A 12,924-nucleotide genomic window follows, 5' to 3' on the forward strand; every position below is an offset into this window, starting at 1 on the left:
CGTCCCCCCCCCCCCCCCCCCCCCCCCCCCCCCCCCCCCCCCCCCCCCCCACCCCACCACCCCCCCCCCCCCCCCCCCCCCCCCCCCCCCCCCCCCCGCCCCCTACATGCGTACGACTGCATGCGTACGACACGTACGCGACGAGCCCCTAGGAGATCTTCACCGGGTTCACCACGTCCGCGACCAGCACGAGCAGCGTGAAGCAGATGAAGATCCCTGCCACCACGTACGCGACCGGCATCAGCTTCGCCACGTCGAACGGGCCCGGGTCGGGGCGCTTGAAGACGCGCGCGACCGTGCGGCGCAGCGACTCCCACAGCGCGCCCGCGATGTGCCCGCCGTCCAGCGGCAGCAGCGGCAGCATGTTGAAGAGGAACAGGGAGAGGTTGAAGCCCGCGACCAGGAACAGCATCATCGCGATCTGGTTCTCCGGCGGGATGTCCAGGGTGAACACCTCGCCGCCGACCCGGGCCGCACCGACGACACCCATCGGGGAGTCGGCCTTGCGGTCCTCGCCGTTGAAGGCCGCGTTCCACAGGTCCGGGACCTTGGAGGGGATCGCGACCAGCGACTTCACCCCGGAGCGCATCATGTCGCCCATGCGGTCCACGGACTCGCCGAAGGACTGCTGAATGATGCCCGTGGCGGGGCTGAAGCCGAGGAAGCCCGCCGAGGTGGTGCCGGAGGTGTAGTTGCCGGAGCCGTCGATCTTGGCGACATCGTTCTTGATCAGGCTGGCGTGCAGGTCGAGCGGCTTGCCGTCGCGCTGGACCGTGATGGTGGCCGGGCCGATGGTGTCGCGGATGTGCTTCTGCAGCGCCGACCAGTCGCCGACCTTCTCGCCGTTGAACGCGACGATCTTGTCACCGGCCTTCAGACCGGCCTGCTTGGCCGGGGCGACCGGGTCGGAGGCCTTGCAGCTGTCGCGCTGCTCCTTCTGCGAGATCACGCAGTCGGAGACCTTGCCCACCTGGGTGGTCTGGGTGTTGACGCCGAACGTCATCATCACGCCGAAGAAGATCGCCACGGCGAGGATCAGGTTCATGAACGGCCCGGCGAACATCACGATCACGCGCTTCCACGGCTTGCGCGTGTAGAAGAGCCGCGTCTCGTCGCCCGGCTGGAGCTCCTCGAAAGCGGCCGAGCGGGCGTCCTCGATCATGCCGCGCCAGGGCGAGGTGGAGCGCGCGGTGATCCGCCCGTCCTCACCGGGCGGGAACATGCCGATCATGCGGATGTATCCGCCGAGCGGGACCGCCTTGATGCCGTACTCGGTGTCGCCCTTCTTCCGCGACCAGATGGTCGGGCCGAAGCCGACCATGTACTGCGGCACCCGGATGCCGAACATCTTGGCCGTGGAGAGGTGGCCCAGCTCGTGCCAGGCGATCGAGACGAGCAGGCCGACCACGAAGACGACTATGCCGAGAACCGTCATCAAAATCGTCATGCGCGCGCCTCCGCTGTCGCCTTCACCGCTAGTTCACGGGCCCGTGCCCGTGCCCAGGTCTCCGCTTCCAGGACGTCCGAGACCGTGAGGGAAGTTCCCTCGGCGGGGGTGCCGTGCTCGGCGACGACCTCTGTGACCGTATCCATGATTCCGTTGAAAGGCAGCCGTCCCGCGAGGAAAGCGTCCACGCACTCCTCGTTCGCGGCATTGAACACCGCCGGCGCCGTTCCGCCCAGCTCCCCCACGTGCCGGGCGAGTCCGACCGAGGGGAAGGCCTCGGTGTCGAGCGGGAAGAACTCCCAGCTCGACGCCTTGGTCCAGTCGAAGGCCGGGGCCGCGTCGGGCACCCGCTCGGGCCAGCCGATGCCGATGGCGATCGGGCCGCGCATATCGGGCGGGGTGGCCTGTGCGAGCGTGGAGCCGTCGGTGAACTCGACCATGGAGTGGACGTACGACTGCGGGTGCACGACGACCTCGATCCGGTCGAAGGGGATGTCGTACAGCAGGTGCGCCTCGATGACTTCGAGGCCCTTGTTGACCAGGGTGGCCGAGTTGACGGTGATCACCGGGCCCATGGCCCAGGTGGGGTGGGCCAGCGCGTCGCGGGGGGTCACATCGGCGAGCTCCGCGCGCGTACGGCCGCGGAAGGGGCCGCCGGAGGCGGTGACCACCAGCTTCCGTACGTCGGCGCGGGTGCCGGCGGCGAGGGACTGGAAGAGGGCGGCGTGCTCGGAGTCGACCGGGATGATCTGGCCGGGCTTCGCGAGCGCCTTCACCAGCGGGCCGCCGACGATCAGCGACTCCTTGTTGGCGAGCGCCAGGGTGCGGCCGGCCGTCAGGGCGGCCAGGGTGGGCGCGAGGCCGATCGAGCCGGTGATGCCGTTGAGGACGGTGTGGCAGTCGGAGCCGGCGAGCTCGGTGGCCGCGTCGGGTCCGGCCAGGATCTCCGGGACGGGCTGGGAGCCGTACTGCTCCTTCAGCGCCTCGCGCAGCGCGGGCACCGCGTCCGGCCGGGCGACCGCGACCGTGCGGACCCGCAGCCGGCGCGCCTGCTCGGCCAGGAGCGCGACCCGTCCGCCCGACGCGGCGAGCGCGGTGACGCGGAACCGGTCGGGGTTGCGCAGCACCAGGTCGATGGCCTGGGTGCCGATGGACCCGGTGGAGCCGAGGACGACGATGTCCCGGCGGCCTTCGGCGGGATCGAAGGCGATGTGCGGGTCGGCGAGGGGGGCTGGGCTGTCGCTCATGCCCCCATTCTTGCCGCATCCGCTGTGCGTCGGGACAGCACTCCCCCGCGCCGGGCCCGCGCGGCGCGGTCCGGGGGCCGCCGGGACACCGGGGAGCGGGGCTCCCCGGTGTCCCAACTGCCCGGCGGATTCAGCGGATCGGGCGGTGGACGTTGTCCCGTTTCGCCGGTCCGGGTGTCGCGTCCGCGATCCACGGGCCGTCGCCGGAGGGGTCGACGACGCCCTCCTCCAGCCAGGTGTACGAACCGGCCAGGACGCCGGTGACGACCCTGCGGTCCAGGTCGTCGGTGTTGGCCCAGAGCCGCTCGAAGAGCTCGTCCACCCGGATCCTGGCCTGGCGGCAGAAGACGTCGGCCAGCTGGTGCGCCTCGCGGCCGTGCTCGCCGGTGGTGCGCAGCAGCTCCGCCCGTACGCAGGCGGCGCTCATCGCGAACAGTTCGGCGCCGATGTCGACGATCCGGCCGAGGAAGCCCTGTTTGGTCTCCATCCGGCCCTGCCAGCGCGACATGGCGTAGAACGTGGAGCGGGCCAGCTTGCGGGCGGACCGCTCCACGTACCGAAGGTGCTGGGCAAGGTCGCCGAACTCCTGGTAGGAGTTGGGGAGTTGGCCGGGACCGGAGAGCAGTTTGGGCAGCCAGCGGGCGTAGAAGGCGGCGGCGTTGGCGCCCGCCTTCGCCTTCTCCGGCAGCTTCTTGTCGGGGTCGATCAGGGCCCCCGCGACGGACAGATGGGCGTCGACGGCCTCCCGGGCGATCAGGAGGTGCATGATCTCGGTGGAGCCCTCGAAGATCCTGTTGATGCGCAGATCGCGCAGGATCTGCTCGGCCGGTACGGCCCGCTCGCCGCGGGCGGCCAGCGAGTCGGCGGTCTCGAAGCCGCGTCCGCCGCGGATCTGGACCAGCTCGTCGGCCATCAGCCAGGCCATCTCCGACCCGTACAGCTTGGCGAGCGCGGCCTCGATGCGGATGTCGTTGCGGTCCTCGTCGGCCATCTGCGAGGAGAGGTCGAGCACCGCCTCCAGGGCGAAGGTGGTGGCCGCGATGAACGAGATCTTGCTGCCCACGGCCTCGTGCTGGGCGATGGGCCTGCCCCACTGTTCGCGCACCGCCGACCACTCGCGGGCGATCTTCAGACACCACTTGCCCGCGCCGACGCACATCGCGGGGAGCGAGAGGCGGCCGGTGTTCAGCGTGGTCAGGGCGATCTTCAGACCGGCGCCCTCGGGGCCGATCCGGTGCGAGGCGGGGACGCGGACCTGGTGGAAGCGGGTCACGCCGTTCTCGATGCCGCGCAGGCCCATGAAGGCGTTGCGGTTCTCCACGGTGACGCCGGGCGAGTCGGCCTCGACGACGAAGGCCGTGATGCCGCCCTTGTGCCCCTCGGACTTCGGCACCCGGGCCATGACGACCAGCAGGTCCGCGACGACGCCGTTGGTGGTCCAGAGCTTCACCCCGTCGAGGACGTACGCTCCCCCACTCTCGAATTCGCTCGAGCGGGAGGTGCCCCCAGCCTCCGGGACCGCCGAGGTGGCGAGCCGGGCCGGGTCGGAGCCGACGTCGGGCTCGGTGAGCAGGAAGGCGGAGATGTCGGTACGGGCGCAGCGCGGCAGGAACGTGTCCCGCTGCTCCTGGGTGCCGAAGAGTTTCAGCGGCTGCGGTACGCCGATCGACTGATGCGCCGAGAGCAGCGCGCCGATCGCGGGGCTGGCGGAACCGGCAAGGGCGAGCGCCTTGTTGTAGTACACCTGGGTGAGGCCGAGGCCGCCGTACTTGGTGTCGATCTTCATCCCGAGGGCGCCGAGCTCCTTGAGCCCGTTGATCACCTCGTCGGGGATCTTCGACTCGCGCTCGATGAGGGCGCCGTCGATCTTCGTCTCGCAGAAGTCCCGCAGCTTGGCGAGGAACGCCTCGCCGCGGTCCACGTCGTCCGTGGCGGGCAGCGGATGCGGATGGATGAGGTCGAGCCGGAAACGCCCGAGGAAGAGTTCCTTCGCGAAGCTCGGTTTGCGCCAGTCCTGCTCGCGCGCGGCTTCGGCGACCCGGCGCGCTTCGCGCTCCGAGACCTTCGGTGTGCCGTGTGGTGCGGTCATTGAGGGGTTCTCCTCGCCGCGACGTGTGCGGGGCGCGCACGCACCCCGTTACCGGACAGTGCTACTCGACCGTATGTACCCGATTCCGGGCGGCCCGACCACCCCTGGGACGCGAAACGGCCGGAGCCCGCTGGTGGGCTCCGGCCGTCTGCGTACGTCCGTCCGTACGTCCTAGAGGGCGAGGCCCGTCAGGACGAGGACGCGCTCGTACGTGTAGTCGTCCATCGCGTAGCGCACGCCCTCGCGGCCGACGCCGGAGGCCTTGGCGCCGCCGTACGGCATCTGGTCCGCGCGGTAGGAGGGGACGTCGCCGACGATCACGCCGCCGACCTCCAGGGCGCGGTGGGCACGGAAGGCGGTCTGCAGGTCGTGCGTGAAGACGCCCGCCTGGAGGCCGTACTTGGAGGAGTTGACGGCCGCGAAGGCCTCGTCCTCGCCGTCCACCTTGTGCACGGTGAGGACCGGTCCGAAGACCTCCTCGCAGGCGAGGGTGGTGTCGGCCGGAACCTCCGTGAGGACGGTCGGCGCGTAGGCCGCGCCGTCGCGCTTGCCGCCGGCGAGCAGCTTGGCGCCCGCCTGCACGGCCTCGTCGACCCAGGACTCGACGCGCTTGGCGGCGTCCTCGCTGACCAGCGGGCCGACGTCGGTGGACGCGTCGGACGGGTCACCGGTGACCTGCGCCTCGACGGCCGCGACGATCTTCGGCAGCAGCCGGTCGTACACGGTGGCGTCCGCGATCACGCGCTGCACGGAGATGCAGGACTGGCCGCCCTGGTAGTTGGAGAAGGTGGCGATACGGGTCGCCGCCCAGTCCAGGTCCGCTTCGCTCGCGAAGTCGGCGAGGACGACAGCCGCGCCGTTGCCGCCGAGCTCCAGGGTGCAGTGCTTGCGCGGCACCGAGTCCATGATCGCGTAGCCGACCTTGTCGGAGCCGGTGAAGGAGATGACGGGGAGGCGCTCGTCCTGCACCAGGGCCGGCATCTTGTCGTTGGCGACCGGCAGGATGCTCCACGAGCCGGCCGGCAGCTCGGTCTCGGCGAGCAGCTCACCGAGGATGAGACCCGAGAGCGGGGTGGCCGGGGCGGGCTTGAGGATGATCGGCGCGCCGACGGCGATGGCCGGGGCGACCTTGTGGGCGCACAGGTTCAGCGGGAAGTTGAACGGCGCGATGCCGAGGACGACGCCCTTGGGGAAGCGGCGGGTCAGGGCGAGCCGGCCCACGCCGCCGCCGTCGGTGTCCAGGCGCTGGGCCTCGCCGCCGTTGAACCGCCGGGCCTCCTCGGCCGCGAAGCGGAACACCGACACGGCACGGCCGACCTCGCCGCGGGCCCACTTGATGGGCTTGCCGTTCTCGGCGGAGATGAGCTGGGCGATCTCCTCGGTGCGCTCGGCGAGGCGCTTCGAGACGTGGTCGAGGGCCGCGGCGCGTACGTGCGCGGGGGTCGCGGCGAACTCGTCGACCACGGCGTGCGCGGCCGCGACGGCCTCCTCGACCTGAGCCTCGGTCGGCACGCTCACCTCGCCGACCAGCCGCCCGTCCCAGGGAGAGGTGACGTCGAAGCTGTCCTCACCGGTGGCCTGGCGGCCGGCGAGCCAGAAGGCGTGGGTGGAAGTCATGACGAATCCCGGCCCTTCCGAGGTAGTGGGTCTACTGTCCCTCCCACCGTAGGCCGGACCGGCCGGGTCGGCGTTTGTCCGGGGTGGAGTGGTGGGGGTGGGGGGTGCGCCGGTTTGGAGGGCGGGTCGTCTGGCCCGGCGTTCGTCTGCGGGCCGTGGGTGGCTGATTGCGCAGGTCCCCGCGGAGCCCTCCCGGGGGGTGCGGGGTTCGCCTGCGGGCCCGGTGGGGGCTGGTCGCGCAGTTCCCCGCGGAGCCCTCCGGGGAGGAGTGCGGGATTCGCCTGCGGGTCCGGTGGGGGCTGGTCGCGCAGTTCCCCGCGCCCCTTCTTGGCCCGGTGTTCGTCTGCGGGCCGTGGGTGGCTGATTGCGCAGGCCCCCGCGGAGCCCTCCCGGGGGGTGCGGGATTCGCCTGCGGGCCCGGTGGGGGCTGGTCGCGCAGTTCCCCGCGCCCCTGAAGGCAGAACGGGGCCCGGCCAAAATTCAGCCCCTCCGGCGTTTGAGGAGCGGGGGCCGGGGCGGAGCCCCGCAGCGGCGGCGGGGGCGCAACCCAGGTAGCCCACCCACCCCTGCGCCGGGGTCCGGGGCGGAGCCCCGTAAGCGGGGTGCAGGGGCGGAGCCCCGTAAGCGGGGTGCAGGGGCCGCAGCCCCGCCCGGGGTCCGGGGGCGCAGCCCCCGGGAGAACCGCCTCAACCCCCCACCCACCCCCGGAGGGTTAAGGGAACGGGCGGGGTGGGGAAAGATCACCCGCCCTGCGAACCCGCCTTCAGCGCCAGCCAAAGCTCCATCCGCACATCCGGATCGTCCAGGGACCGCCCCAGGATCTCCTCCACCCGCCGCATCCGGTACCGCAGCGTATGCCGGTGCACCCCCAGGTCCGCCGCCGCCGCGTCCCACTGACCGTGCCGCGACAGCCACGCCCGCAGCGACGCCACCAGATCCCCCCGCCCGGTCGCGTCGTGCTCGTACAGCGCCCGCAGCATCCCGTCCGCGAACGCCCGTACCGCGTCGTCCGCGAGCAGCGGCACCAGCGAGCCCGCCACCAGCTCCTCGTGCTCGACCAGCGGCCGGCCCCGCCGCCGCGCCACCGACAGCGACTGCTCGGCCTGCTTGTACGCGGACGCCGCCGCGATCGGCCCGGCCGGGGCGGACAGGCCGATCACCAGCTCGGCGCCCTCCTCCGGCTCGAAGGAGACGCAGGCGGCCACCGCGTCGCCGCCGTCCGCCGCCAGGACCACGAGCCGGTCGCCCTCGGGGACGACCAGGACCGCCTCGCCGGAGCGCGCCGCCGCCGACTCCATCGCCTCGGCGAGCGCCCCGAGGTCGGCCGACTCCCCCTCGGCTTCCGCGATGGCGAGCCGGAAGGGGGCATCGAGGAGCCCGCCGTACAGATCGCCCGCCACCGCCCGGGCATGGTCCTGCTGCCCGGAGAGCAGCATCCGCAGCACCGCCGCGCCCAGGCGCTGCTCGGCCAGTTGCAGCGCCCGGGACCGCTCGGTGGTCAGGGTCAGCAGCGCGACCGCGGAGTGCACCGCGTACCGCTCGGCGGTACCGAGCGGCGCCCCCGTGCCGACCGCCAGCGCTCCCCGCACCCGCCGCCCGGTGCCGAGCGACTGGAGCTCGACGCGGTCGTCCGAGCGGTCGTCGGAGCCGCCGACCACGGCGCTGGCCGGGGCGGCCCGGTCGCGCAGCCGGGCCACGTCGGCGGTGAGCCGGGCCGCCCGGCGCCCCGCCCACTCCGGCTGCACCGCGACCACCGCGCCCGCCGTGTCGTACAGCGCGGCCCATCCGTCCACGTGCGCCGCGAGCCGGGCGAGCAGCTCGCCGGGGCCCGCGAGCGCGGCCCGCGTCAGCTCGCGCTGGGCTTCGAAGCCCGCCGTGACCGCCCGGTACTGGTCGGCCGAGATGGCCGCGGAGACGGCCTTGGAGATCGCCAGGAACGGGGTGCGGCGCGGCACCTCCAGAAGGGGGAAGTCCTCCTCGCGGGCCGCGTCGAGCAGCGCGTCGGGCACCGTCTCGTAGTTGACGCCGACGGCGAAGCCGAGCCCGACGACTCCGGCGCCGGAGAGCCTGCGCACATAGCGCCGCATCGCCTGCGGGTCCTCGGCGTCCAGTGTCATCGCGGTGATGAGGAGGAGCTCGCCGCCCTCCATGTACGGGACGGGGTCGGCGAGCTCGCTGACGTGCGCCCAGCGCACCGGCGTGTCCAGCCGGTCCTCGCCCGCGCGCACGGTGAGTTTGAGCGCCGAGTGCTGGACGAGGGAGGCGAGGGTGGGCGGCATGGGGGGATTCGACGACCTTCGAGGGTACGAGGGGAAATACGCCGTCCCGTATGAACGGCGCACCTCGATTCTGCCAGGACGGCGAGGTCACGGCGCCCGCCGTGACCCCGCCGCGTTGCCCGTCTCAGCCCCGCAGGTCCACCAGGAGCGGCGGCGCGTGCTCGCCCCCGACGTCGGTGAGGGAGAGCACCGCGTGCCCGGCGGGCACCTGGTGGGCGAGCTGGGAGGCGGACCAGCGTTCCCGCTCGACCTTGCGCACGGTGACCGCGTCCCGGGTCACCGGCTTGCCCGTGGCCAGCTTGCGCAGCGAGTGCAGCGCCCGGGTCAGCGGCTGGTCGGCGAAGACCGCGTGCTTGGCGACCTCCGTCGTCTCGACCCACTCGGTGCCCCACAGCTGCGACAGGAGCTGCCCGTCCCAGGTGGTGACCCCGCAGAACGCCATGTGGCAGCCGACCGCCGCGAGCAGCGAGGTGTGCAGCCGTTCGGGCACGTCACCGAGCGCGCGCAGGGTGAGCACCACCCCGGCGTTGGCCTGGCGCAGCCGTTGCAGGGCCCGGACGGAGCCCGCGGTCACCGCGTGCGTGGCGTCGTCCAGGACCAGGCAGGCGAACAGGGAGCGGTCCTGGCGGGCCACCGCGTTCGTCGTGAACTGGGCGAGCAGCAGCCGGTTGAGGAGCCGCGTCGCCTCCGGGTGCGCCCGCTCGGGCAGGTCGACCCGCACCCGTACGGGATGTTCCAGGGCGCGCAGCGAGAACGGGCGGCTGTGGCCGGTGGTGTCGAAGAAGGCGGCGAAGGCGGGCCGGTCCAGACAGGCGAGGCGGTCCGCGAGGACGAGGCCCGGGTCGCCGGGGATGTCGGCCTGCCGGGCGCGCGCGTCCAGTTCGCGGTGGAGCGCGGGGTGCGCCCGGCGGTCGAGGTCGGCGCGGAGCTCGTCCAGCGCGCCGCCCGAGCCGTCCAGGAGCTCGCGCAGCCGGGGCACCGAGGGGAAGCGGCCGTACGCCGCCCGGTAGGGCCCGAGGAGCTGGGCGAGCGCGGTCGCGGCCCGGCGGACGTCGGCGTCGGGCAGGTCCCCGGCGCAGGCCTCCGCGAGCAGGGCGGCGGCCTCGTCGGGGTCGACGGTGCCGCCGTAGAGGTCCAGGTCGTACGCGGAGGCCGGGTCTCCGGGCCGCACGATCACGTCGTAGGCCTCGTCCGCGCCCAGCGGCGTGCCCGCGGCGCCGACGGCGACCACGGCGGCCTGCCCGGCGAGCGCCTGGAGCGCCAGCGACTCCACCACGGGCCGCACCAGATAGCGGGTCTTGCCCGCGCCGGAGGGGCCGAGGGCGAGCAGCGAGGTGCCGAGCGCCGCCGGGTCGACGGCCGCGCCCGCGCCCCGGCGGGCGGGCGGGTTGTTCCCCAGGTCCGCGAACCGGCCGATCCGCACCTGGGAGGTGAGCAGGTCGTGGGTGGCGGCGCGGGCGGGCAGGTCGCGGTCGCCGGAGGGGTGCAGGCACGCGCGTGAGCCGTCGCGGAGCACCGCGTCCGTGAACGCGGGGAGCCGGGCCGGGTCGGCGACCACCGACGTCCAGGCGCGGCGGACGCGGGCGCAGTCCACGTCGTTCATCCGGCCGCTCTCCGCGTCGGCGGCCAGCCGGTCGGCGGCCGCGTGCTGCCCGGCCTCGCGCAGCTGGGGCCAGTCGGCGGGGGTCCGGTCGGCGGGAGCACCGGCGGGTGCGGCCGTCGCACCCGCCGGGTTCCGGCCGGTGCGCTCGCGGAAGAGCCCGAGCCAGTCGCCCGCCCGGCCGCAGACCCACAGCGCGGCCACCACTACCACTACGTGGTAGACGGTGGTCACCGTGTCGGTGGCGTCCTTGGTGGCCACCGGGTCGTCGCTGAAGATCCACGCGTGCGGCACCACGCCGAAGGCCAGCGAGTAGAACGGCAGCCAGTCGTCGGCCCAGATCACGAACCATGCCAGGGCGACGGCGACCAGTGCGGTGCGCACCGCGCGGGCGGGCTGCGGGTGGTCCACCGCGTACCGCCTGAAGACCTCGCGCCAGTTGCCGAAGTGGCCGAAGACGTAGATGACCGCGGCCGCGACCAGGCTGTTGTAGGCGGCGAGCGCGGTCAGCGCGGCCGGGGGCCTGCGGTGCAGCCCCCACCAGTCGGACGGTGTGAACAGTTCGAGCGGCACCATCCGGTGCGGGACGTAGCCGTTGCGCCACAGCGACCACACCAGGACGGCCGCCAGCAGCGCGATCACCGCGCCGCTGAGCAGCGCCCGGTCCGGCACCCGGTGGACTGCGTCGATGGGGCGCGGCCGGTGCCCGTACCGCCACAGCCCCGGCTCGGCGGCCGCGCGCGGGGTCCGCAGCCACTCGCCCAGCGGCGGGCGCCCGGGGGGCCGGGCGGGCTGCGGCGGGAAGGCGGGCGGCAGCGCCGGGACGGGCGGCGGCGCGGCAGGGCGCGGCACCGACCGCGCCTCGGTGCCCCGTGCGTCGTGCGTGCCTTCGGTGTCCATCGGCCCCTTGCCCCCTGACAGCCAGGTCCGTAACGAGGTTCAGGCGTAAATCTAAGCGGAGTTACGGGGTGTGATGCGGAACCCGCGCCCCTTTTAGGGCCGCGGGTCCCGTCCCTATGGGGGCGCGGGGAACCGCGCGACCAGCCCCCACCGGCCCGCAGCCGACCACGCACCCCGCGATGCGCCCGGCGCTATGTCCGCCGCGGACAAGGAAACACACCCACCACTCCCCAACGGAGCATGCCCGCACCCCACGCCGGGCCCTAGCCTGCGAAGAAAGCCGAGAAGCGTCCGAAAACACCCCCCGATCACCCAGGGAGCCCCTCATGAGCGCGATTCCGCAGGAGCGCCGCATCGTCACCGCGATCCCCGGCCCCAAGTCGCAGGAGCTGCAGGCCCGCCGCCTCGCCGCGGTCGCCGCCGGCGTGGGCTCCACCCTGCCCGTCTTCACCGCGCGCGCGGGCGGCGGCATCATCGAGGACGTCGACGGCAACCGTCTGATCGACTTCGGTTCCGGCATCGCCGTGACCTCGGTCGGCGCCTCCGCCGAGGCCGTCGTGCGCCGCGCCGCCGCGCAGCTCGCGGACTTCACCCACACCTGTTTCATGGTCACGCCGTACGAGGGTTACGTCGAGGTCGCCGAGGCCCTCGCCGAGCTCACCCCGGGCGACCACGCCAAGAAGTCCGCCCTGTTCAACAGCGGCGCCGAGGCCGTCGAGAACGCGGTCAAGATCGCCCGTGCGTACACCAAGCGCCAGGCCGTCGTCGTCTTCGACCACGGCTACCACGGCCGTACCAACCTGACGATGGCACTGACCGCCAAGAACATGCCGTACAAGAACGGCTTCGGCCCGTTCGCGCCCGAGGTCTACCGCGTCCCGGTCGCCTACGGCTACCGCTGGCCGACCGGTCAGGACAACGCCGGTGCCGAGGCGTCCGCCCAGGCCATCGACATGATCAACAAGCAGATCGGCGCCGACAACGTCGCCGCGATCATCATCGAGCCGGTCCTCGGCGAGGGCGGCTTCATCGAGCCCGCCAAGGGCTTCCTGCCCGCGATCGCGCAGTTCGCCAAGGACAACGGGATCGTCTTCGTCGCCGACGAGATCCAGTCCGGCTTCTGCCGCACCGGCCAGTGGTTCGCCTGCGAGGACGAGGGCATCGTCCCGGACCTGATCACCACCGCCAAGGGCATCGCGGGCGGTCTGCCGCTCTCCGCCGTGACCGGCCGCGCCGAGATCATGGACGCCGCGCACGCGGGCGGCCTCGGCGGCACCTACGGCGGCAACCCGGTGGCCTGCGCCGGCGCCCTCGGTGCGATCGAGACCATGAAGGAGCTCGACCTCAACGGCAAGGCCAAGCGCATCGAGGAGGTCATGAAGGGCCGCCTGTCCGCCATGGCCGAGAAGTTCGACATCATCGGTGACATCCGCGGCCGCGGCGCCATGATCGCCATCGAGCTGGTCCAGGACCGCGCCACCAAGGAGCCGAACGCGGCCGCCGCCGGGGCGCTCGCCAAGGCCTGCCACGCGGAGGGCCTGCTTGTCCTGACCTGCGGCACCTACGGCAACGTCCTGCGCTTCCTGCCGCCGCTGGTGATCGGCGAGGACCTGCTGAACGAGGGCCTCGACATCATCGAGCAGGCCTTCGCCGCGCTCTGATCACCGGGCCGGAGGTCCGGCCTGTGAAGAACGTGTGGGGGGCCGATGGCGGGATGGAGATCCGGCTGTCGGTCCCCCACCCGC

At 73.1% G+C, this 12,924-nt stretch carries 7 protein-coding genes; 1 reads left to right on the forward strand and 6 read right to left on the reverse strand.

The genetic code is table 11. The annotated features are described in order from the left end of the window. Positions 1-148 precede the first annotated feature (148 nt). The 6 genes from ACZ499_RS30000 to ACZ499_RS30025 form a co-directional block, all read right to left on the reverse strand. Entirely contained in the window at positions 149-1,447 is a 1,299-nt protein-coding gene (locus ACZ499_RS30000) for a M50 family metallopeptidase (RefSeq protein WP_385544079.1), read from the reverse strand. Then, complete coding sequence (dxr, locus tag ACZ499_RS30005) at positions 1,444-2,694, reverse strand: 1-deoxy-D-xylulose-5-phosphate reductoisomerase (protein ID WP_468679378.1); 1,251 nt, start codon at positions 2,692-2,694, stop codon at positions 1,444-1,446. The genes ACZ499_RS30000 and dxr overlap by 4 nt, the downstream gene beginning before the upstream one ends. A gap of 130 nt (positions 2,695-2,824) precedes the next feature. Continuing rightward, positions 2,825-4,783, reverse strand: coding sequence for an acyl-CoA dehydrogenase family protein (locus ACZ499_RS30010; protein ID WP_468679379.1), 1,959 nt, complete (start codon positions 4,781-4,783; stop codon positions 2,825-2,827). Between the two features lie 171 nt (positions 4,784-4,954). Further along, on the reverse strand, positions 4,955-6,400 hold the full coding sequence (locus tag ACZ499_RS30015) for an aldehyde dehydrogenase family protein (RefSeq protein ID WP_468405784.1): 1,446 nt from the start codon (positions 6,398-6,400) through the stop codon (positions 4,955-4,957). Between the two features lie 740 nt (positions 6,401-7,140). Further along, the gene (locus ACZ499_RS30020) at positions 7,141-8,679 is read right to left on the reverse strand and encodes a PucR family transcriptional regulator (protein ID WP_468405786.1); all 1,539 of its coding nucleotides are present in this window, start codon (positions 8,677-8,679) and stop codon (positions 7,141-7,143) included. A 124-nt stretch (positions 8,680-8,803) separates the two neighbouring features. Continuing rightward, on the reverse strand, positions 8,804-11,179 hold the full coding sequence (locus tag ACZ499_RS30025; RefSeq protein WP_468679380.1) for an ATP/GTP-binding protein: 2,376 nt from the start codon (positions 11,177-11,179) through the stop codon (positions 8,804-8,806). A gap of 326 nt (positions 11,180-11,505) precedes the next feature. On the opposite strand from ACZ499_RS30025, the gene gabT reads away from it, so the two are divergent. Then, a complete protein-coding gene (gene gabT / locus ACZ499_RS30030; protein ID WP_468679381.1) occupies positions 11,506-12,840 on the forward strand; it encodes a 4-aminobutyrate--2-oxoglutarate transaminase in 1,335 nt (444 codons plus the stop codon). Positions 12,841-12,924 lie beyond the last annotated feature (84 nt).

The organism is Streptomyces sp. NPDC031265 (genome assembly GCF_055570295.1).